Annotated in this window: 16 protein-coding genes; 9 read left to right on the top strand and 7 right to left on the bottom strand. The window is 33.3% G+C overall.

Annotated elements, in window-relative coordinates:
* Positions 1 to 55: 55 nt before the first annotated feature.
* The 4 genes from J2Y38_RS11265 to J2Y38_RS11280 form a co-directional block, all read right to left on the bottom strand.
* Positions 56 to 6,181 (bottom strand): hypothetical protein, encoded by a 6,126-nt coding sequence (locus J2Y38_RS11265; protein WP_309842416.1) that lies wholly within the window; start codon positions 6,179 to 6,181, stop codon positions 56 to 58.
* A gap of 994 nt (positions 6,182 to 7,175) precedes the next feature.
* On the bottom strand, positions 7,176 to 7,844 hold the full coding sequence (locus tag J2Y38_RS11270) for a DsbA family protein (RefSeq protein WP_309842419.1): 669 nt from the start codon (positions 7,842 to 7,844) through the stop codon (positions 7,176 to 7,178).
* Positions 7,845 to 8,035: 191 nt separating this feature from the next.
* Positions 8,036 to 8,917, bottom strand: coding sequence for an AraC family transcriptional regulator (locus J2Y38_RS11275; protein WP_309842421.1), 882 nt, complete (start codon positions 8,915 to 8,917; stop codon positions 8,036 to 8,038).
* Positions 8,918 to 9,059: 142 nt separating this feature from the next.
* On the bottom strand, positions 9,060 to 10,148 hold the full coding sequence (locus tag J2Y38_RS11280; protein WP_309842423.1) for an NADH:flavin oxidoreductase: 1,089 nt from the start codon (positions 10,146 to 10,148) through the stop codon (positions 9,060 to 9,062).
* Positions 10,149 to 10,374: 226 nt separating this feature from the next.
* Between J2Y38_RS11280 and J2Y38_RS11285 the strand changes: the two genes are divergently transcribed.
* The 7 genes from J2Y38_RS11285 to J2Y38_RS11315 all read left to right on the top strand — a co-directional run bounded on the left by J2Y38_RS11285 (position 10,375) and on the right by J2Y38_RS11315 (position 15,092).
* Complete coding sequence (locus J2Y38_RS11285) at positions 10,375 to 10,740, top strand: DsrE family protein (protein ID WP_053470424.1); 366 nt, start codon at positions 10,375 to 10,377, stop codon at positions 10,738 to 10,740.
* Between the two features lie 147 nt (positions 10,741 to 10,887).
* Positions 10,888 to 11,355: a nucleoside deaminase gene (locus tag J2Y38_RS11290; RefSeq protein WP_309842428.1), complete on the top strand. Its 468-nt coding sequence runs from the start codon at positions 10,888 to 10,890 to the stop codon at positions 11,353 to 11,355.
* Positions 11,356 to 11,361: 6 nt separating this feature from the next.
* Positions 11,362 to 12,240 carry a helix-turn-helix transcriptional regulator gene (locus J2Y38_RS11295; RefSeq protein WP_309842429.1) on the top strand — a complete coding sequence of 293 codons (879 nt, stop codon included), beginning with the start codon at positions 11,362 to 11,364 and terminating at the stop codon, positions 12,238 to 12,240.
* 151 nt (positions 12,241 to 12,391) lie between these two features.
* On the top strand, positions 12,392 to 12,883 hold the full coding sequence (gene msrA, locus J2Y38_RS11300) for a peptide-methionine (S)-S-oxide reductase MsrA (RefSeq protein WP_309842431.1): 492 nt from the start codon (positions 12,392 to 12,394) through the stop codon (positions 12,881 to 12,883).
* A gap of 89 nt (positions 12,884 to 12,972) precedes the next feature.
* On the top strand, positions 12,973 to 13,830 hold the full coding sequence (locus J2Y38_RS11305; protein ID WP_309842433.1) for a helix-turn-helix transcriptional regulator: 858 nt from the start codon (positions 12,973 to 12,975) through the stop codon (positions 13,828 to 13,830).
* Positions 13,831 to 13,901: 71 nt separating this feature from the next.
* On the top strand, positions 13,902 to 14,483 hold the full coding sequence (locus J2Y38_RS11310; protein WP_309842434.1) for a DUF417 family protein: 582 nt from the start codon (positions 13,902 to 13,904) through the stop codon (positions 14,481 to 14,483).
* Positions 14,484 to 14,555: 72 nt separating this feature from the next.
* Entirely contained in the window at positions 14,556 to 15,092 is a 537-nt protein-coding gene (locus J2Y38_RS11315; protein WP_309842435.1) for a carboxymuconolactone decarboxylase family protein, read from the top strand.
* Positions 15,093 to 15,183: 91 nt separating this feature from the next.
* On the opposite strand, the gene J2Y38_RS11320 is transcribed toward J2Y38_RS11315, so the two are convergent.
* From J2Y38_RS11320 to J2Y38_RS11330, 3 genes are all read right to left on the bottom strand, one after another.
* Entirely contained in the window at positions 15,184 to 15,786 is a 603-nt protein-coding gene (locus tag J2Y38_RS11320; protein WP_309842436.1) for a murein L,D-transpeptidase catalytic domain-containing protein, read from the bottom strand.
* 385 nt (positions 15,787 to 16,171) lie between these two features.
* Entirely contained in the window at positions 16,172 to 17,596 is a 1,425-nt protein-coding gene (locus J2Y38_RS11325) for a SusD/RagB family nutrient-binding outer membrane lipoprotein (RefSeq protein WP_309842438.1), read from the bottom strand.
* Positions 17,597 to 17,608: 12 nt separating this feature from the next.
* Positions 17,609 to 20,791, bottom strand: coding sequence for a SusC/RagA family TonB-linked outer membrane protein (locus J2Y38_RS11330; RefSeq protein WP_309842441.1), 3,183 nt, complete (start codon positions 20,789 to 20,791; stop codon positions 17,609 to 17,611).
* A 607-nt stretch (positions 20,792 to 21,398) separates the two neighbouring features.
* Between J2Y38_RS11330 and J2Y38_RS11335 the strand changes: the two genes are divergently transcribed.
* Together J2Y38_RS11335 and J2Y38_RS11340 are read left to right on the top strand one after the other, a co-directional pair.
* The gene (locus J2Y38_RS11335; protein ID WP_309842443.1) at positions 21,399 to 22,082 is read left to right on the top strand and encodes a response regulator transcription factor; all 684 of its coding nucleotides are present in this window, start codon (positions 21,399 to 21,401) and stop codon (positions 22,080 to 22,082) included.
* A 19-nt stretch (positions 22,083 to 22,101) separates the two neighbouring features.
* Complete coding sequence (locus J2Y38_RS11340; protein WP_309842445.1) at positions 22,102 to 22,704, top strand: hypothetical protein; 603 nt, start codon at positions 22,102 to 22,104, stop codon at positions 22,702 to 22,704.
* The last annotated feature ends 167 nt before the right edge of the window (positions 22,705 to 22,871 follow it).

Here is a 22,871-nt window from a genome sequence, read left to right on the forward strand (position 1 = left end):
GGATTCTTTTTTTTATATCATATATGAAAATAATTTACTTACAGGGAGATTAATTTTAAAAACATGTCATACTGCCTTCCTTCGAAAAATCTCTTAAACAAGTATGCGTCCATGTTCCATCATTATTAAATGTAATTTTTACGTAAACATCCCGATCTGCAGGAATTGAAGGTGAAAGTTGTGGAAAATGTATTGTCAAATACATAATTTGGTTACTAGCAGGAGTAAGATTGATTCTATCTTTTGCTACTAATTTTGCACTTCCACCGTTATTTGGATATTTAAGGCAATAATTAATACTTGAATAAGTTATACTACTACTACCGGGAGTTCCAAACCCTAATCCTAGATCTATACAAATAGGAGTGTAAAGACTATTAATTTGATCAGGTGTAGGAAATATAGCTGTAGAAGGGCAAGTTGGACATCCTATTTCCCCACACATAAAACACTCTACAGGAATAGAAGGACATTTTGCTTCTTCTGTAGTTTTGATTGTAGGATACAAATTTCTAGTCATTGTACTAGAGGTTCCTTTAGCTACTTTTAAACTGTTTTTCCCTGTATGAGATTGATTAGAATCAATGTTCAGTTTGTCAATAGCAAAACCAAAATGCTTTTTCACTGTTACTGTTTTCTTTTCCTCAAATCCGTCATACCCTATTTGCTTGTATTTAGCATTTGAAGCCACTGCCATAGGCAGTTTATACATATAACCATATTGAGCAGAACTGTAACGTTCAAGAGCATCTTTGTTTTCGAGTTCTGCACCATAAGGACTGTACTGACTCACGCTACTCGCATATGTCCAATTACTTTCATCAATTTTCCAAACAGGAACAGCAGCACTGCGATCCAGTTTATAAAATGAATTAAAACTAGTAAAGAAACCTTCATTTCTAGGATTATTAGTGTTTCCTCTTTTACTATTTCTTCCTGTTAAATACGCATACGATTTTTCTGCTCTCCAATTTCCTTTAATATTCCATACATAAGGATTTACTTTAACATCATTAGGATATTTCACGTCCCCTGAAGGACTAATCGGGTTTAAGTCTATATCAATTATAATATTCCCTGTAATTGGGTCTCTGTGAGAAGCAACGCTGTTTGAATTATAATTTGGATAATAAGGAAGAATAGACTCTAACTGCGTATTCCAATAATCATTATAAACAACTGCACTAGCATTCACAATTCTAGGATTGAAACTAGAACTAGCATTGAATTGAAACGAGTCCTGATCTAGTTTTCCATTTTTGATAGGATTAATCATAGAAGTAATCGATGCCATAGAAGCATTACTCATATTACGGTATCCTGAACGTACGATTTTAAAATTAAAATTACCTAAATCTTCACATTTGTTGAGATAATTACCATTTCTATCCATTAATAACACACCTGTCTTATCACTATTAAAACCTACTATCCATAATTTAAATACGGGTGGTAAAGGCTGACCAAAAAGACCAGGTGACTGGATTATTCCACTATCTACAGCAAGTTCATCTCCTACATGAAAGATTTTAGAAATATCACCACTATAATTATCCAGTTTAAAATATGGATTACCTGCCTGACCTGTAACGGTAGTACCACTTGAAGTTGTGGCATTAGCAATCAATTTTCCTTCAATACCAATATTTTGAGAGGCTGCTCCCATACCGTCATACATCCAATAAGCCGGGAAGTTGAAAGAATAATAGTGGTCACTGTACTCATTAACAGTTTCAGTTAATAGAACTTCACCTGAACTGGCATCCCATCCAAGGTTTTTAGTAGAAACGACAGCACCTAAATCTTTTGCAATTTTTTCAACTAATATGGCCGTTTTATGAACATGTTTAGTAGTCACTGCCGTACGAAGTTCATTAATATTTGTAGAGGATTCCGGAAATACAGTAGGTATAAATATAGGTATTGGGAATATCCCGACAGGAATCAAAAAGCCTGCAACATTTGCTTTAAAACCGGAGGTTTCTGTTTTAGCAAAACTTCGGTTAAAATCATTTATTAAATCGTAGTCAACACCAATTATTCTTTTAGCTACATTACCTTTTTCATCTATAGTTGTAATATTATTATCGAGATTTCCTTGTTCATCGATATTATATTTATATTCTACCGAAGAAATTACCTCATTGGCTTCATTATATACTTCCTGCATTCTTATTTTACCATTCATATCATTGGTCTCAATAGAATAACCTTGTGTCATTGTCAACAGATTTCTAACGTCGATATTCCCGCCTCTTATGATATTCTTCAACATATCCTTAACAATGTTCGTTGGCGTAATTCCGTTGATCATCTTTAAATCAGTGTAAGATACTTTTGTTGGAAAATCATAGCTGGTATAATGACTTGTTACTACGCTTCCAGTAGCATGCTTTTTAACTATAATTGTTCCCGCACTATCTTTCTTATCTAAATTTTTCACCGTAACCCTGGCATAAGTAACTCTTGGTGCAGGAAAAAAATTAGCCCCAAAAGGTTTTTCTACATAATTGCTTTCCATAGGAGCCGCTACCGTCTCTGCATAATTTCCTTTTGCATTATAAAAAGGCTCTACAAAAGGGTTTTCTGCACACATATTAGGTTCAAAGGTTGCTACTCCGCTAGAATTTCCTTTTTCATCATTATAAGAGTAAGTTTGACCGTACTCCATGTCATTCAGTTTTGTTCCTGAAGTTCCTTCCAGCATTTTAGTCCAATTGTCACTTAATTTTATAGATTTTACGCGAAGTCCGCCGCCTAATTTATGACCATCAGAATTTTCTAGTCTAACCCAGGATTTTTCAGGCTTAAAAATTCTTGCACGGCCTTTTCCTTGTAAATAACCATCAGGACCATCAAATATTTCTTTAATAATACTTAAACTGCCTCTTAGGTTTTTTACAATAGAAGAAAAATCTGTATCTGAAGGATTGTCATTTATACCACATGTTAATCTATTTAGGAAAGTACGACCAAAACCCCATCCCGCTTTGGCAATTGGATTTACCATATTACCATTTCCTTTATCTTTTGATAGGAATTCTACAGGAATAGAAGCTATAGTCCCTCCTAATTCTGAACTATATTTAACATCAATTTCATTAGCATTTCCTATTTTAAAATAACCAGAAACATATTCGAATTGTTCTTTATTATCAGACATGTTAAGCATAAATTTAAACTGAATAACTTTATTTAGATTTTCACTTAGGTATCCATCCAAAAATTTCTGCTTTGTCAGGCCATCACTAGCTGCCACAAGATTATTATCACTTAATTTTACATACAAAAACTTTTTATGAGAGCTGCCATTATATAATATGTCTTTGTTTTTTATATCATCAGATGTAGGAACTATATTATGACCTACTCCAACAACTTTATACATCTGCATTGCTTTTTTATTCTGCACATACTGATAATCATCACTCTCTGTTTCAATTGTAATTTCCCCTCCTGAAGGCAGTCTAACAGATTTTAAATTCCATGAAGCAGTGTTAATATCTGCCTGGTTTTTAGTTTTCTCAATATTTACTTTGGATTTATTTTGATCAACAAAAGGAAATTCAGTATTTGATAACGGAGTATTTATATAACCGCTATTTATTGGATTTTCTTTATAGTTACCCCAAATATCAAATCCTTTCATATCGTAATTAGGATTATCAGTTGTATCATCAGATCCATAATTAAAAACATACGGAGTGTATTTTCCCATGTTTGAACCTCGATAAGTAAAATAAACTTTCTCAAGAGTTAACTTTCCTCCTTTATTACTTAACTCATTAGGTGTAAGAGCAGCACTTTTATCATTATTAGGCATTCCTTTGCATATATTGTAGCTATATACAAAATGTGCTGTTTTTATTGGTTTTACATTACTTCCTGTAATTTTCGTCGGATCAAAAATAGCACCTGATGCATCGGTAACTTCAGGTCTTGAATACAGTCGTATTGCATGAAGCTTTTTCATTCTTTCGGTTCCGGCACCGCCATTCTCGCCAGCGACACCAATAGCATCTTTTCTGTCTTCAAGATCAAAAAATGCCACATGGCTTTTCGTTACTATTTTATCCAGGTATTTAAGTTCTTTTTCTCCATATAAATAATTCCCCTTTTGATCGTCTTTTTTTGAAATAAGACCTTCGTTATAGGTAGCCTTATTTGCTTCAAAAGGTACTCTCCATTTATAAATAGCCGGTACTGTTGTGTATTCAAACTTGGTAAAAGCCCCTAAATCATTTACGGTTGGTCCATTATCATCAATATCCTGATAATCGGAAGACAAAACAGTCGATAATAAATAAGTGTGAGCATACGCAGGAGTTATAACTCTATTTACAAACTGATCACTTGTATTATTTCCGTTTCCATAAAGAGACCCATTGTATCCAACCAGTCCTTTAGTATTGTCACCGGTTTGTCCTGAAACATCAAAAGTTGCTTCTGCTTTTTTTGTATTGTAAGCAGTTTCTCCATACACATAAGTAGTACCATCAGTCTGTAAAACTTTTATTCCTGCTGTATGATGTGATTTAGCATTACTGTTTTTTATAATAAACTTATCTCTGGCAGCTTCTGCACTTGTAACTTTTTGAATAACCTGACTACGTAAAAAACGTTTAGTCCTCTTTATTTCTTTATCTCCATATTTACCTCCGGCAAATGTATATGCACTGGTGAAAGTATTTTTTTTATTTCCGTCAATATCGATTCTTAATGGTGTTGCCTCGTATATTTTATCTTTATAAATAGTTTCCGGATCCACTATCGTAGCTCCAACCATTTTAAAAGTAATTGGTTCGTAAGTTGCTTCTTTTTTATCTGTATTTTTTTCGTTAAAATGTGCCAGCACATTATTATTTTGAATCCATCCACCTGTAGTACTCTCAGAAGGGGCCTTTTTAAAATCTCCACTGGCATGAAATAAATTCCCTAAACCTACTTCAACTCCAAAATTCTGGCTTTTACCAAGATCTACAACTTCATCATTATATACACTGCTGACTTTTGATCTATAAGGTCTAAACATACCAGCTGCACCTTGTCCATCAATATTATAAGTATCATAAGTATAATTGGTTACTGGGAGAGCCAAGGTATTTTCAGTAACGACTCTTTCGTTTTCTCTGTTAAAATCTAAGACTCCGGATTCATTTGTTTTTTTATATTCAGTATTTTCATATCCATAACCTTTTTCTTTTCTGTTACGGTATTCATCTGCAATAGTTTGATAAGAGCCATAACCTGTAACCTGAACCTGTCCTTCTACTCCAAAAACCTCTCCTCCAAGAGCTCCGTTAAAAGAAAAGTTTTCATTTCTAAATCCAATTCGTTTAGTAGGCGTATAACTTAGATTATTGAAAGAAATACTTCCGCCAGTACTTGTTCCGCCTTTAGATTTCACTATTTCGGACATTTGTTTTTCCTGATTATCTTTTATGCCTTTTCCCATTTGGCTTACGCTTGCCGAAACATTAAGATTTTCGACACCTTTACGACTGTTAAAACCAAGGGATATTGAGCTTCCCAATGAAGTCGTAGTACCGTAAGTATCATTTATCTTAGTAGAGATACCAATTCTAGGAGTTACAGAAGCTCCCCCATCCAATGAACTCGAAAAATCCATCCCAACAGATACATTCCCGTTAAAATTAAATCCGATACCATAAGAAGGTTTAAATGATATTCCTTCATAATTATTAGATTCTACTCCTAGTCCAACACCCAATTGCAAAGCATCAAAACCTGTATAAGCAGCATTTACACCTACATTAATACCAACTGTTCTATTTTGCTTTAAATAGTTTTCATAAATCATTTCATCGCCTCTAAAATCATCTGGTAAACCTCTAACCTGCCTTTCTATCTGACCAACATTCAGGTTCCATCCAAGCCCTACCCAAGAAGCTTCCTGATCCATTGTTATTCCAGAATTGTAAGCAAGATTTAATGGATATCCGCCCACATCCATTATTGGAATGTTATAATTAAAATCACCGCTTGTTAAATCCACCATATCGGAAGTGTCGATTGGTGTAAATGAACTAAATTCAGGCTGTTTAGGTCCGCTGGTCAAAGCATACATCTGCATTGGTTGGAAAGTTTCCAGAAGAATCATCATTGCTAAATAAAGTGCAACAACTTTTTTAAATTTGCTTATTTTTTTTGGCTTGATCATAAGGTAATAAATGGTAAAAGAATCTTTGGATTTAAATTTTAATGTTCCTTTTCTAAAAGGCAGTCATTGTAAATTAATTGTATTTTATTAGGAGTTATTCCTGAGAAGAATAAAAAGTACTTTTCTTTTGAATGGTGCTTTTTGTAATTGCACAAAGTATTCACAGCGGAACAGACGTCAAGAATCTGTAATTATATTTTTTGAACTAAATTCCTTCATTTTTAAGAATTTTAATTCACTGTGAACATACTTGATTTGAGAATCAGTATTCATAAAATTTCCAATGATAGATGATAATAAGATTATTGCTATGATACTTTTAATCATTAGAATTGCTTGAGTATATTTTTTCACAGAGTAATAACAAGTATGAATTATGGTTCTATTTAAAAAAAAAGAATTTTTAGATTATATCTTAAAAAACTTTTATAGTAGTATTTTAAGAAAATACCTACTATTTATATAAGTTTTTAAACATTAAATTATGTTATTTATTTGTTAAAAGGCTCAAAAGTATATTATTTATCTTAATAATTAATGAGGTTTTCCACATTTGGAGTATTTTTTTTACATCAGCTATCTGATTAAAACTTTATCTAATTAACATTCAAATAGTTAATCATTAATTTAAATTGCATTTTTTTCTTAATTTCATCTTGTTTCTTTACCAATTAACATAATATTTAAGAAAAAACCGCAATTACATCTAGTTTCCATTTAAAACTATACTGCTTTTTAAACAATTTTTACTGTATACGATGTTAGATATTTTATATAGAAATTAGATAAATTCTATAACATCTTTAAAATTTAAAACTTAATAGAAAAGTTATCTTAAAAACAAAAATGCCTCTTAAAATTTAAGAGGCATTTTTTATAAATAAAACATATGCTTAGCCATTCTAAATGAAAGCTATAATTAAGTTTTTTAGAACAAACTCATTATAATAAAGAGGCTAAATCTTCAAATTAAAAATATAGCCTCTTCGTCTTTTTAGCTTTGACAAGAACTGCCTTTGCAAGATTGCCCGCTATTCTGAGAAACAGTTGTACATTTTAGCCAATTATCAACAGCAGTTTTTAGGTTATCATAATCCTGATACCCGTGCGAAATGATTTTAGCGACTCCATTTTCTAAGCTAAGCAGCGTTGGGAATCCCTCTACACCTAATTTTCTACTGCATTGAAATCCCTTAAGTGTTTTTAGCTTCATTTCTTCCGAATTAAAATTGTCTAAAAAGATATTGCTTTTAATTCCAATCTCTTCGGCCAATTCAGCTAATACATTTTCGTTTGTAATATCCTTACCTTCTACATAAAATGATTTTTGCATAAGGTTCAAAAATTCAAAATCCTTTTCTGGAATTAGGTTGTCAATTACTGTTAAGGCACGACTTGAAGGTTCTGTATCATAACGGAACGTATCACTAACAAACTTCATCGAATGGTCAAAATACTGACCACTGCGTAAGTTTACATTTCTCCAGTGTTTTTCAAGGAATTCTTTATATTCATCCGTAACAGGCTGTTTACTTCCCGGCGAAAATCCTCCTGATATGATTTCCAAATCAATATCTGGATAATTTTCTTTTAACTTTTTAATGACAGGACTAAAACCGTAACACCATGAACACATAGCATCTGTGAAATAAATCATTTTCATAATTCTAAATTTTAAAAATTTATAAATATTTTGTTTAGAATGTAAGTATCAATTTGAACACGTTTCTTTTGATTATCAAATCAATACTATTACAATCCCATTTTTTAATAAGACAAAATTAGTCCCGTTCATAAGGGGATCGTTTCATTAAAAGTTCAAAAAATATCCTATAAAGTTCAGAGTTATAAAAGCTAAAGTTTTTGCTGCAATTGCTTAGGTGTATGGTTGTATTTTTGTTTGAAAGAAGCTATAAAATGGGCAGGAGTTTCAAAACCAACTTCATAAGCGATTTCTGTAATGTTCATTTCAGATCGCAGCAAATTATAGGCTTCTTCCAGTCTTCTTTCCATAATCCATTTTCCGGGATTCATTTTAAAGGTTTGGCTGAATTTACGTTTAAAGGTTGACAAACTGCAATTAGCCAGAAATGCATATTGTTCCATAGAAATATTTTCCTTGTAATGGCTTTGCATTAACTTCACCAAATCGGGATTTAAATGTGTGTCAAGGCTTCGCAATTGTGCTTCAAAATGATGCCCTTCGGGTGCCGAAATCAAAATTTGAAACAATTCACGAATTTTTAGAGGCAAAATAGATTCTAAACGTTTAGGATCTGTGTTTAATGTTAAACAGGTTTTAAGCTGTGTTATTAGAGCACACATCAATTCATCTGCCGGAAGAAGTGCCATATCGCTTCTGCATGGAGAAAATTTTCCTGAAAGAGCTTCATTTACATTTCCTAATACATTATCAACTTGAGAACGCAGCCATTCGTCTGAGAAAAAAATGATAATGGATTCATAACCTTTTTCGGGATCATCAACTTTATCTGTAACTAAATAAGAGCCTCTTTTCATAAAATAACCAGAACCGGCAGGAACAATAATTTTACTGCCATGATCCAGAATTTCTTTTGTTCCCTCTAATACAACACTAACGAGATTCATATGCACACACATATTGGCTCTTTTTATTTCTTCTTTCTGTTTGTAATGAAAAAGATGAATGTCTTCGTTCCAGGATAAAACATCTGGGCTTTCTTTTATAATGGTATTGCAGTTAAGGTCTTTCATATTGTCTTATTTAGAAAACAGTCTGCAAACATACCATCATAGAAATTGATAAAGAATGGATAAATTTTACTTTATGATGGATAAAATTAAAAAAATAAACCGCTCAATTGGCGGCTTACTTTTTGAGGTATTGAAAATCTTTTTACAAAGAGCCTGCTTTTACAAAAGTCTGCCATCCACGCATGGTTTCAATAAAACGTTCGCTCAATCCTCCTTGTCGCAAATAATCGGCCATTACAGGCAGCTGCGGACTATCGTACATTGGATTTGCTTTTACTTGAAGCGGAAAATCACGCTGCAAAATTGCGGCACGTGCAATCAATACAAAATCACAGCCTTCATCGAGAAGTTCTCCTGCACGCTGTGCACTCATAATTTTTCCTGCAGCTCCTAAACGCACTCCTTTACGCGGAAGTTCCGTAAAAACACTCAACATGGTTTTTCCTTTAAAAGTTCCTTCACGAACGATTTGAGCAGAATCCCACAACGCTAAATCTAAATAATCAATTAATTCACGATCAAAAATATCGGCGGTAACTTCTCTTAATTCTTCCAAAAGCAATCCGTAGCGTTCAATCGATAATCGCCATCCAATTTGGAAATTAGGGCCGCAGGCTTTTCGAATTCCTTCGATAACTTCAATAGTAAAGCGTGCACGATTTTCCAGACTTCCTCCATATTTATCTGTTCTGTCGTTCAAATTTGGCGACATAAACTCGGAAAGAATCCAGCCAAAAGCTCCGTGAACTGAGATTCCATCAAATCCTGCCAATTGCGCTCTTTTTGCTGCAGCGATGAAACTGTCACGAATTCGATCTACTTCTTCGGTTGTAATTGCTTTTATTCCTTCTACTGTTTTTCCTGAAGCCGGAGCAGGGATTCCTCCTATTGAAGGTTTGGCACGATGTCCCGCATGATGCAGCTGTACAGCAGACAACGCACCACCATCTCGAATCGCTGAAGCCATTTTAGTCAATCCGGACAAATGATTATCGCTGTGAATTCCTAATTGGCGTTCAAAAGCTATACCTCCTGCTTCAACTGTCGAAGCACTGGTTTGGATCAATCCGTAACCGCTTTGAGCCAATTGCTCCATCCAATATTGATCAAATTCAGATGCTGTGCCATCAAATTCACTTTGCTGACTTGTTAATGGTGCAAGCATGAAACGGTTTCTCATTGCCGGACCATGCAGCAACGTAAGGGGTTTAAATAAATCAGAAACAGACATATTGTTTATTTTTTAAAGTTCTACTTATGTGAGTTATTATCGATGCAAAGTTGTCGAGATAATCAATGGATAAAAATGGATGATTTTTACTTTATAATGGATGTTTTAAACCTGAACTTTTAAAGAATTTACAGGAGAAAAAATTCTCCATTATAAAGTAAATTTTCTCCATTCTTTAGCAGGCATTGTCGTCAGATCTTTGCCTTGTTAATAAAATTTAATCAAAATGAAAAAAACAGCAATTATTATTCTATCTGATCCCAAAGCTGGTTCAGAAGAAGCTCTAGGACGTGTATTCAATGCTTTAGCATCAGCATATGAATTCAAACATGCAAATGAAGATGTAAAAATTATTTTTCAGGGTGCAGGTATAAGATGGCCTGAACAACTTGAAAAAGAAGATCATCCGGTTTATGGACTTTATAAAGAAGTAAAAGATCATGTTCATGGCCTTTCTAAAGGTTGTGTGGCAGTATTTGGTACAGAAATATCTGGCTATGATCTTTTAAACGACAATGAAGTTCCTGGAACTCCTGGTCTGCCAAGTTTCCTTAACCTTAGAAACGAAGGCTACGATCTTTTGATTTTCTAAAATACCTTATAAACTGCCCTCTTATTTTGATAGAGGGCAGTTTTAATTTTTTACAAATACAAAACGTTATCAAACAATGCTTGCTTTTAAGTAATTTAGCATTGCTGGAAATACATCTATAAAATCAAAAATTTAAGTTATAAAATTATGCAAGAGGATTTTAAATATTATATGCATCAATGTTTACATCTTGCTAAAACTGCTTTAGCAGAAGGAAATCCGCCGGTTGGTGCTGTTATTGTATTAGATGGAGAAATAATTGGTACCGGAATTGAATCTGGAAAATCGACTGGAGATATTACCAATCATGCAGAAATAATGGCAATCAGATCTGCTATAAAAAATGGTTATTCAAATAAACTCCAACTAACATCAATGTACACGACGCACGAACCTTGCATTATGTGTTCCTATATGATTCGCCATCATAAAATTGCTGAAATTGTATACGGAACAGCAGTTCCTTATATTGGTGGATTAACTTCTCAATTTAGTATACTTTCTACTGAAGATATTCCAAAATGGGGAAATAAACCAAAAGTTATAGGAGATGTTTGTATTGAAGAATGTAATGCCCTTAATGCTCAATTTTTAGAATTATTAAGCAAAAAATAAAATACCATGCTTTCACAGTCTGTATATACGCTTGTTAACCAGCAAAATGGAAATCTATCATTCAAGGTGTTTGAATTTGATAACAGCAGTTATTTTGATCATATTCAGCGAAATAATTATTTTACAATCATAATTATTACTTCTGGAGAAGGAGTAGCAAAAGTTGATCTTTGCGAATATGCTTTTCAAGAAAATACTTTGTTTGCTTTTTATCCTTATCAGCCTTTTATGCTGGCCTCTGAAGGAACTTTAACTGGTATTTCTATTCAGTTTCATCATGATTTTTTTTGTATTTACAGGCATCATAAAGAGATTGCGGCAAACGGAATCTTATTCAACAATATTTATCAGCAGCCTTTTATTCTTCTGGATCAAAATAACAAACAAACATTGATGAATATCGTGAGAGAAATTGTCAATGAATTAAAAGTTGATGCTTTGAGAAAAGACGAGGTTTTGGTTTCTTATTTGAAAATATTTTTAGTGTTGGCAACGAGAATAAAACTTGAACAACAATCTATTGAGAATGTAAATGGCAATGAAAAACAAACACTCATTATTCAGAACTTGAGAAACGCGATTGAAGATAATTTTAGAACAAAACATTCTGCAAGCGATTACGCTGATATGTTGCATGTAACTCCAACTGTTTTGGCGCGAACTGCAAAAAATCATTTTAACATGACGCTCTCCGATTTGATTACGGAACGAATCATTGTTGAAGCAAAAAGGGAATTATATCTCACAAACAAAACCGTTAAAGAAATTGCCTACGAATTGGGTTACGATGATGAATATTATTTCAGCAGGGTTTTTAAAGGTAAAACCGATATCTCTCCTCAAATTTACAGAGATACGATAGGTTTTAATCGAGGGGCTTCTTAATCCAATATAACAAATACTTTTTAGCTTTTTGATTTCCGATTTTAGTATTAATATTTATTAACTTTATCTGCATTTACTGTTTTATCTTTAGCTTTCTTTAAAAAGATAAATAAGTGCACACATTAATAATATCTTGATTTAATATATAAATATGGAAAATTTAAAAAAAGCCTACATCGCAGGTGGATGTTTTTGGGGAATGGAAGATTTGTTTCGAGTGCGTCCCGGCATTAAAGATACTCAGGTTGGCTATTTGGGAGGAAGTAATGACAATCCAACATACGCTAATCATCCCGGACACGCAGAAGGTTTGGAAATTGTATACGATCCAGCCGAGACATCATACAGTGAACTTTTAGATTATTTTTACAGAGTGCATGATCCCAGAACTATGAATCGTCAGGGAAATGACATTGGAGAAAGTTACAGATCTGCTATATTTATTCAGGACAAAGAGGAAGAAGAAACTGCGAAAGATATCATTAAAATAGTGGAGGATTCAGGAAGATGGCAGGGAAAAGTCGTTACTACACTTGAACATTTTACAAAATTCTGGCCTGCAGAAGAGTATCACCAGGATTATTTAGTAAAGAATCCTAATGGCTACACTTGTCATTTTGAAAGGTTTGGTACTTTTTTGTAAAGAACTATTCGTATTGATCTAAAAAGAAATCTAATCTGTAACATATCGTTTTGTTTTAACTGTTTTCAGAAAAAACAATAGACATTTTTATGACACAATTAAAATCGCAGTCAGGTGCCAACTTAATAAGTCTTCAAAAAGTACAGCAAAACATTTTAAGCACGCCTGTACAGTTTAGTGAATATACTATCATTATCATAAAAGAAGACGAAGGAATCTTTTATTCCGATTTTGGAACATTTCCGTTTAAAGGACCAATGATGCTTTTTGCCACTCCTTTACAGCTGATTTACATTAAAGAAATTGATACAATTCAATATGATATATTACAATTTCACGGTGACTTTTACTGCATAGAATATCACCGTGAAGAAGTAGCCTGCAATGGTTTGCTTTTTAATAATGTATATATCGAACCTTCACTTAAATTAGAACTTATTGATCAGGCTGTATTTGATAATCTCAAAGATCAGATTACAGAGGAACTCTCTAACCCTGCTCCTTCAGATATTGTTTTAAAATCATTACTGCAGCTTTTTTTAGCAAAATCAAGTCAGATAAAAACTCGTGAACTGGAGAAAAATACGGATTCTCAAATTCGGGATGATGAAATGGAACGTTTCAAAAATTTATTGGACACTAATTTCCTAACGCTTCACAAACCGTCTGATTATGCAGATCTTTTGAGAATGTCAACCAATAACCTGACGAAGCGCTGCACTAAATACTTTAAAAAAACACCTTCGCAGCTTATTACCGAAAGAATAATGCTGGAAGCAAAAAAGCAATTGCACTTAACAAGAAAGAGTATTAAAGAAATTGCTTTTGCTCTTAATTTTAAAGATGAATTTTATTTTAGCCGTGTCTTTAAAAAATTCACCAATGAATCTCCGCAATCTTTCAGAGATAAAACAGGAATTTCTATCGTAGCAGATTTGTACAGGTAATATCCTTTTTTATCCATGTTTCGGCTTCTATGCCAGATGTAACTTTGTCTCAACAAAAAACAAATTACATCATGAAACATTCAATCATTCAGCAGTTTGCACAATTAGAAAATTTAGCCAAAACGATAACACGTTTTGGTATTGTAGTAGTCTTTATCTGGATAGGGACGCTAAAATTCTTCACGTATGAAGCAGACGGTATTGTGCCTTTTGTAGCCAATAGTCCGTTTATGAGCTTCTTTTACAATACTCCAAATGAGTATAAAACACACCAAAATAAGGAAGGTGAATTAATCGCTGCCAACTACAAATGGCATGTTCAAAACAATACTTACGGATTTTCGCAAGGTTTAGGGGCTTTTTTAATTGTTCTTGGTATTCTTTTAGCACTTTATAAAGTTGTGCCTTTATGGAGTATGGCAGGAAGTATTCTGGTTGTTATTATGTCTTTAGGAACACTTTCTTTTTTGATAACAACGCCCGAAAGCTGGGTTCCCAACCTTGGCGATTCTGATTATGGTTTTCCTTTTTTATCCGGCCGCGGAAGGCTTGTTCTTAAAGATATCGTAATTCTGGGCGGAGCTTTAATAACCTTGAGTCAAACGGCACAATTCTACTTAAAGAATAATAACAACAATCATCCAAAACTTTAATTATACAATTTTAACGATCGTGACTTTGTCATATCCAATCAATATATCTATAAATACTTAAAATATTACATCATGAAAACAATTAATGTACCATCAAAAGATCAGGTAAGCGAACAATCTCAACAAATATTTGATGCTATTACGGCAAAAATGGGTAAAGTACCTAACCTTTATGCTACAATAGGATATTCAGCAAATGCCCTTAAAGGAATTTTAGCATTTGATGAAGCCTTTGCCCATACCGCTTTTACGGCAAAAGAACGTGAAGGTATAAATCTTCTGGTTTCTCAAATTAATAAATGTGATTACTGTCTTGCCGCTCATACTATGCTTGCGGGTCTTAAAGGAATTAGCAGCGATGAAATTATAGAATTAAGAAAAGGGATTTCCAGCAACAGTAAATTTCAAACTGCATTACAGCTTGCAAAATCAATTGCCGAAAATAAAGGCGCTACCGACGCAGCTTTAAAAGATGCTTTTTTTGATGCAGGTTATACCGAAGCTGCTTTGATTGATCTTGCTGGTATTATCACTGTACGTACATTTACGAATTACGTTTATGCTTTAACAGAAATTCCAATTGATTTTCCGGCTGCACCCGCGCTTTAATTTACAGTTAGATATAAAAACAAAAAAAGAGCTTAAAAGCTCTTTTTTTTATATCATAACGCTTTGCAGCTAAATGATTTTATTTTTTCAATTAATAATAAACAGAAAGCATGATTTTAGAATCAGAGCTGTCTATTATTTTTTCAAGTCTTTTAAAGAAAACTTCGCTTACCATTGGGCAGCCGTGACTGTTTATGATGTAATATTCTTTTTCATCATCTGGAACTTCTTTGTAGCAGTGCAATACAATAGCTCTTTTTAGCGCATTACTGTTAGTCTCATCTAAACCGGCAAGTCTGAACGCTTTTCCAAAAACACCTTTATAAGACTTCTCTATAGAATAACGCCCAAGTGAAGTGCAGTTTGAATTTGGCATATTACTAAATTGAAGTATATCGCCTTTAATTCCGGTTTCTGAACCAGAACCGTGTGCAACAAGCCCCTGATCAATGATTCTTTCATTTTCAAGATCGTAAACAAAAAAACGATTTTTTCCGGATTTGATTTTCATGTCAACAAGAAAAGCTATTTTCCTGCTGTAGCCATGGTTTGAAGCTGTAAAAGATTTTACTTCGTTTACATGCTCATTAAGCCTTACCAATTCAATCTCGCTTAAAATGTCTTTCTTGTCCGTTACATTGTAGGTAGTAAAGGAACTTAAAGAAAGAAGAAGTGCTACAAAAAATATTCTCATAAATAGCAATAAAGTTAGTTTAACAGCAAATTTGGGATTTGAGTTGCCAAAAATTATATTCTTCCTTTTGATCTTTGACTTTGCAAAATTATGTACAAATTTTATATAATTCCCATGTTTCGAATGTTAAATATATTATAAATACTTGAAATAATGACACTTATCATAAAATATTTGAGATTTTTTTTTCTTTAAAGCACCGTTTTAATAAAACCTTCTTTTTCCAAACCTCCCGTTTTTACTGCTTTTCTTTACATTTTTATTGTTTTACATCGTTATTAAAAAATTAAAAACGGTTGTAAAGAAAATTTTTACAACCGTTCTATTTTTTTCAATTTTTATTGAAAATTATTTTTAAGGAATCACTTTTCGTAATTCATTCAGCTTATTTTACGTCAAACCAAAGTTTCGTAGTCAATAAATCTTTTCCTTGTACAGCAATTGCCGCTTGGTAACTAGTACCATTTAATGACTGCTCTGTTCCTGGATAGAAGAAACGAGAAGGAATTTTTCCGTCTAAAACCGTAGCAGGACCAGCAGTTAATACTGGGAAATCCAATCTTCTCCACTCTGTAAAAGCGTCAAGACCTTGTCCGTAGAACGCAATCCATTTTTGAGTTCCTATTGATTTTGCATAATTTGATGCATCGTATTTTACAACCGCCTGATTAAGGTAAGTAGAAATAGTCGCTGCATTTGTAATACCAAACTGATTGAACGAAGCCGTTATAGCATCATTATAAAGCTGTTCTGCATTTCCAGAAATATATCCGCGAGCTACAGCTTCTGCAAGATTGAATAATGTTTCAGAATAAGAAGCAATTACTGCCGGCGATGAAGATGTCAGGAAGTAAGTTCCCGGTTTTGATGTTTTAGCAAAACCCTGACTGTTCGCATCACTGTTTGATAATCCGTTAGCACCTCCAACATATTTACCTACAGTTGCATCTGATGGCAATTGAGCATAAACCGGCAAACGCGGATCTGCTAATTCATTTAATTTATCAACTAATGTTTTTGAAATACGGTAATCATCACGAGTTTCAAACCAAGCCGAAGCCGGATTTTGCTGTGGCGAACTTGTATAAGTAAACTTAAAAGTATCGCTGTTACTGCTTAAAACTCCTGCAGCATCACTTGTTGCTTCAATTGCAGTTTGTTTTGCCAAAGCAGGTTCTCTGTCTGAAATTCTCAAGGCGATACGCAAACGAAGTGAATTTACCAGTTTTTTCCATTTTGTAATGTCACCTTTGTAAACCAAATCTCCCGTTACAGTTCCGTTTGCTGTATTTAGCAAAGTCTGTGCTTGTTTTAAATCTGCTAGTAATCCTGTATAAACCTCTTTTTGAGTATCATATGCCGGAGTTACTTTTTGACCTGCTTCTTTATAAGGAATACTTCCGTAAGCATCTGTCAACAATAAAAAGGTCCATGAACGTAAAGTCAAAGCAATTCCTTTATAATTTGAATTGGCCTGATCTGCCGGGAAATTCAAAATAGTGTTCAAATCTGTAATTAAAGTTGCATATCCTGTGTTCCACAAAGAAGTGAAAGAAGCATTAGACACATCATATCTGTCTGGTTCTGTATATTGGATTTTAGCCCAATGCTGTACATATAACAAAGACGAATCAAAGTTATTTGTTGATCCCCAGTATAAGTCAGCTCCTTGTTTTAATGTTCCCGTTAATAAGTAAGGTGCTAATGGAGTTTCTGTTGCATTTGGATTTTTGTTAATCTCATCCAAATCATCACTGCATGAGGTCAGTGTCAATGCAAATAGAGTTATATAAGCTATTCTTTTTAGCATGATTTCGTGTTTTTAAAATTTAAGATTTAAATTAAGGCTGAAATTTCTGGTTGTTGGCAGCGCTAAACTCTCCAATCCCTGAGCATTTCCTGTATTGAAAGCTGTTTCAGGATCAATATTTGGTGCATCTTTGTAAATAAAGAACAAGTTACGACCTGCAGCAGTAATGCTTGCCCCATCAAATCCAATTTTTCTAGCCAGTTTCTTATCAACATTGTAAGTCAGTTTTACTTCTCTCAGTTTTACAAAAGTTGAGCTGTAAATGTATGCTTCGCTGATATTGTATGATGCTTTGTAATATTCCTGTGCACTAAGCACTTGAGTGTTTGGAGTTCCATCAGCATATACACCGTTAAAAATCATACCATCATCGTATACCGTAGCTCCACCTGGGGCACTTGCACCTGCTGGTAATAAAGTTTTTGTAGTACCTGCCAAATAGTAGTTTAATCCGCCATTCTCTGCACCACGACCTGGAAGCGTTTGAGCTAATACTCCTGTATAGTTACCTGTTCTGTTAGTTCCTGAGAAAAGCTCTCCTCCTACACTTGCATCAACTAAGAAAGATAGTTCAAGGTTTTTATACGTTATTGTATTGGTAATACCTCCAATCCAGTCTGGAGTATAATGTCCTAATACTCTCTTTTGCGGATCAGCTTTTGGTAATCCGTTTGCACCAACTACAATATTTCCGTTTGCGTCACGTAAATAAGCAGTTCCGTAAAGTGCTCCGTAAGCTTGTCCAACAGATGCTAATACATCAACACCTCCTGAAGTACCAATTGTGTAGTTTTGAATTTGTCTGTCGTAATCCAAAATCTTTACTTCACTTTTATTCTTAGAATAATTTAAAGCCACATTCCATTTGAAATTTTCAGTTTGAATTGGATTTCCATCTAATTGAAGTTCAATACCACGGTTGTTTATTTTCCCTGCATTGATTAATTGTGAATTATAACCGCTTGAAGCTGTTGTTTTGATTTCTAAAATCTGGTCAAAACTGTTTGTGTTATAATAAGCCGCATCAAAATGAAGTCTGTTTTTCCAGAAAGAAGCTTCTAAACCAACCTCTGTTGAACGAGTAGTTTCTGGTTTCAGGTTCTCATTCAATTTTTTCTGTGAAGAAGTTTGAATAGGATTTCCGTCAAATGCAGTTTGGAAATTGTAAACTGTAGACAATTGGTATGGATCTGCATCGTTACCCACTTCAGACCAACCTCCACGTACTTTTAAGAAATCAAGCGTATTGCTTTTTAAATTTAAAGCCTCAGATAAAATTAAACTTCCATTAACAGAAGGATAAAAATAAGAACGGTTACTGCTTGGTAATGTAGACGACCAGTCATTACGAGCTGTAAGGTTTAAATAAGCATAGTTTTTATAACCAAACTGAGCCGATGCATAAGCACTATATACTTTCAATCTTGAATAAGAGTTTGATGCAGTCAACGGATCTCTTGAATTTGTTATAGTATATAAATCCGGTACGGCTAAACGTGGTGCTTTTTGATAATTGTTTGCATCACTGTGTGTACGAACGTTGAATCCTCCAAGAGCGTCTACAGTAAAGTCATCACCTAGTTTTTTAGTATAAGTAAAAATACCTTCTGTATTTTGTTCGCTTACCGTGTAAGCATCTTCAGCATACGATCCAAAAGGAGTTCCGTTTGTACCATATTTAATCTTGTATTTTCTACGATCGTTATAGTAATCAATTCCGGTACGGAATCTAAAATTAAGTCCTTCTGCAAGTTTTGCATCTAAATGGATATCTCCAATTATACGGTTACGCTGCTGACTTGTAGTATTATAATAAGCATTCCAGTATGGGTTGCTGTAGTAACTGTTATTCCAGTTTACGTTTCTGTTATTTTGAAGCTGATTGATATCAACCTGACGTCCGAACCAGATAAACTGCAGCATTACACCCGCAGCACGGTTACCAGACGGACCTCCCGGTAAAGCCGGAGCATCTGTAACAATATAATTACCCGTTACTCCTACCTTTATACCTTTAGAAATTTGATAATTAGAATTAATACTAACGTTTGTTTTATTTACTTCACTATTAGGTACTGTTCCTAATTGTTTTTGGTTGTTTACCCCTAAACGGAAATCTGATTTTTCATCTGATTTAGCAACCGAAACACTGTTGTCATAAGTAACACCTGTATTAAAGAAATCTTTAACGTTATCAGGATGAGCTACAAAAGGCACTGCTTCTCCATTTGAATAAAATTGAGGAATAAGACGTCCGTCTAGTCTTGGTCCCCAGCTTTCATCAACACCATCATTGATTCCGCCTCCTTTACCGTCTACAAAGCTGAATCTTCCATTTGAACCTTGTCCAAATGAATTTTGAAAACGAGGTAAAGTAGTAACCTGAGAAATTGTGATACCAGTACTAAAGCTGATACCAAGTCCTTTTTGGTTTTTACCAGATTTTGTCGTGATAAGTACAACACCATGCGCCGCACGCGATCCGTAAAGTGCCGCAGCATTTGGACCTTTTAGTACTGTTAATGATTCAATATCCTGCGGATTTAAATCGGCAATTGCATTTTTAAAATCACGCGTAGCTCCACCAACACTTCCTAGCTGAGAGTTATCTACCGGAACTCCATCAACCACAAATAATGGCTGGTTATTTCCTGCTATAGAAGTTTCTCCACGAATAATAATACGTGAAGATCCCATATCTCCTTGTGAATTGGTGATACGCACACCTGCCAGTTTACCTGTAAGGTTATTTAAAAAGTTGGTTTCTTTAGTATCTACAATTTCCTTGTTTTTAAGGGATTGTGTAGTATATCCTAAAGATTTCTTTTCTTTAGAAATACCTAAAGCGGTAACTACAACTTCAGATAATTGATTTTGTTCCTGTTCAAGACCAATCACAACTGCGTTTTGAGTAACTACAGTTTCTGCTTTTTTATATCCAAGGAAACTTACTACTAACGTATAAGGAAATTTTTGTCCGGTTTGGAAGAAAAACTTCCCATCAAAATCTGTCAAAACACCGTGGGTAGTACCTTTAATGTTTACCGAAGCCCCAATAACAGGCTCCTTTGTAACAGCATCTATTACTGTTCCTTCAAGTTTTGACTGGATTAAAGGTTTCGTTTCCTGAGCCTTAATCCCTATGGAAATCAACAAAATACATATCCATGTATATCTATTTAATTTTTTTTTCATTACTTTGTTTTGGTTTAAAAAATAAGGTTAGCCGAAAACAGATTTATTCTATTCTCGCTTCCTTATAGAGATGTACAATTTCTTTAAGCTTCACCATTTCTGCTGCAACAGAGATGGTTTTTTTTTATCTGCAACGCATTCGTTTTTTCATTTTTATTTTTTTTTGATTATTATTATTTTAATTGGCCTGTATCGTATTTTGGTTCAACCTTTTAGGTTTCATCTTATAGAAAATTTATGCTGATTTGAGATAAAAATATTTGAAACATCAACAAACACAATAAACTCTACTAATTCGATAGAACAAAAGTAAATTAAAAATTTTAAATCAAAAATTTTAACTGTTCTTTTTGCAAAAAAAATGTTAATTAAATTTTTACATATTTTTAAATACCTAAAAACAAGACAGTTAATAGTTATCCGTATTTTTTTTCCGTGTAAGATTTTTTCTAAATTAATGTGAACTTTATTTACATTATGGCGTTTTTTAATTCTGAAATACCTAAAACGTTTTACCAAAAAGTCAAATAGTAATAAAAACCCAATGCTATTTTGCGTGATTCATTATTTTATTACTTTTATGACATAGGTAAGCACATCAATTTATATGAATAAAATATTATTAGTGGAAGACGATCCAAGAGTTGCATCTTTCATTACAAGAGGACTTGAGGAGCATCTTTATGAAATTAAAACCATTACAAAAGGTTTTGATGCCATAAAAGAAGTGATGGAGAATGAATATAATATTATTATTCTCGACATTATGCTTCCGGACATTACAGGTTTTGAAGTTTGTGAAGTTCTAAGAAGCCGAAAAATAATAGTCCCAATTCTTATTTTGAGTGCGCTCGATACACCACAGGAAAAAGTAAAAGGTTTACAAGCCGGAGCCGACGATTATCTTGCAAAACCATTTTTGTTTGAAGAATTACTTGCCAGAATAAATGCGCAGCTGCGTCGTACAGAATTCAGTTCTGGAATTCTGGATTTTCAATCGTATGCCGGAGTCGAAATTAATATGAAAGAACAAAGCGCAACAAGAGACGGAAAAGAATTGAATTTATCTTCAAGAGAATTAAAGCTTTTGATCTTTTTTATGAAAAACAGAGAAAGAGCTTTATCCCGAATTGCTATTGCACAAGCCGTTTGGAATATTGATTTTGATACTACCTCAAATACCGTAGATGTTTATATTAATTATCTCCGAAATAAATTAGATAAGAACTTCCCTACTCCATTGATTCATACTGTAAAAGGAACTGGTTATATGCTCAAACAAAAGAGTTAGGGAACAATAAATATTTAAAATGAATATTGAAAAAGAGAATCTTTTTAATGCAATAAAAATTGCAGATCAAATAATCATGGAATCAAAGAATATTGATTCTTCAACCAAAGAAGCAATGTTAAATTTGTCCAAAGATATTATTAATCGCATAAATAAAAAATGTGAAAATGGAAAAGCAAATTTGACACTAATTAACTTTTATAAAAAAGAGTTTTTAACTTATTGGAGTGAAAGTACTTCATTAGAAACTGAAAAATTTTGGAAAAATCTAAAAATTAGAAATATTGGATATGAAAGAAAAGATCCGTTATTTTTTGCTTTAAATAAAAATCGCTTTATAAATGTTCATCAAGGAATAGATGCTAGAAAAAATTGGAAAGATATTCTTGAATTTGGATATATAAACGAACGCTACACAAAAGACCAAATACAAAAAATAAATGATGTAATAGAAAAAGATGAAAATGATAGATTGGATTTTATAAAAAAATGCCTAAAAAACGAGCGAATCCCTTTAAAAGGCATGAGATTTAATGATTCTATTGCATATTTTCGTCATTGTAATTTACTTTCAAAATATTTTGATGAAGAAACAATTAAAAAATTATACACTTTAACCTAAAAATGCTTGAAAATCGATAAACTAAATTGTCTTTTGAGCAGGTCAAATTAAATTTTTAAACAAGAGCTTATTTTCCTAAAACTCCTATCCTTTACAAGCACAAGAATTCATGAATCTTAAAAATAAATTAGCCGTTAATTCTACTCTGCTTTTTGCTTTTATAGTCG

It is taken from the genome of Flavobacterium sp. 2755 (assembly GCF_031455715.1).
In the GTDB taxonomy this organism is placed as follows: Bacteria; Bacteroidota; Bacteroidia; order Flavobacteriales; family Flavobacteriaceae; genus Flavobacterium.

Coding starts and splice junctions, on each gene's coding strand:
- J2Y38_RS11265 (WP_309842416.1), bottom strand. CDS start 6,181: ATGATCAAGCCAAAAAAAATAAGCAAATTTAAAAAAGTTGTTGCACTT.
- J2Y38_RS11270 (WP_309842419.1), bottom strand. CDS start 7,844: ATGAAAATGATTTATTTCACAGATGCTATGTGTTCATGGTGTTACGGT.
- J2Y38_RS11275 (WP_309842421.1), bottom strand. CDS start 8,917: ATGAAAGACCTTAACTGCAATACCATTATAAAAGAAAGCCCAGATGTT.
- J2Y38_RS11280 (WP_309842423.1), bottom strand. CDS start 10,148: ATGTCTGTTTCTGATTTATTTAAACCCCTTACGTTGCTGCATGGTCCG.
- J2Y38_RS11285 (WP_053470424.1), top strand. CDS start 10,375: ATGAAAAAAACAGCAATTATTATTCTATCTGATCCCAAAGCTGGTTCA.
- J2Y38_RS11290 (WP_309842428.1), top strand. CDS start 10,888: ATGCAAGAGGATTTTAAATATTATATGCATCAATGTTTACATCTTGCT.
- J2Y38_RS11295 (WP_309842429.1), top strand. CDS start 11,362: ATGCTTTCACAGTCTGTATATACGCTTGTTAACCAGCAAAATGGAAAT.
- msrA (WP_309842431.1), top strand. CDS start 12,392: ATGGAAAATTTAAAAAAAGCCTACATCGCAGGTGGATGTTTTTGGGGA.
- J2Y38_RS11305 (WP_309842433.1), top strand. CDS start 12,973: ATGACACAATTAAAATCGCAGTCAGGTGCCAACTTAATAAGTCTTCAA.
- J2Y38_RS11310 (WP_309842434.1), top strand. CDS start 13,902: ATGAAACATTCAATCATTCAGCAGTTTGCACAATTAGAAAATTTAGCC.
- J2Y38_RS11315 (WP_309842435.1), top strand. CDS start 14,556: ATGAAAACAATTAATGTACCATCAAAAGATCAGGTAAGCGAACAATCT.
- J2Y38_RS11320 (WP_309842436.1), bottom strand. CDS start 15,786: ATGAGAATATTTTTTGTAGCACTTCTTCTTTCTTTAAGTTCCTTTACT.
- J2Y38_RS11325 (WP_309842438.1), bottom strand. CDS start 17,596: ATGCTAAAAAGAATAGCTTATATAACTCTATTTGCATTGACACTGACC.
- J2Y38_RS11330 (WP_309842441.1), bottom strand. CDS start 20,791: ATGAAAAAAAAATTAAATAGATATACATGGATATGTATTTTGTTGATT.
- J2Y38_RS11335 (WP_309842443.1), top strand. CDS start 21,399: ATGAATAAAATATTATTAGTGGAAGACGATCCAAGAGTTGCATCTTTC.
- J2Y38_RS11340 (WP_309842445.1), top strand. CDS start 22,102: ATGAATATTGAAAAAGAGAATCTTTTTAATGCAATAAAAATTGCAGAT.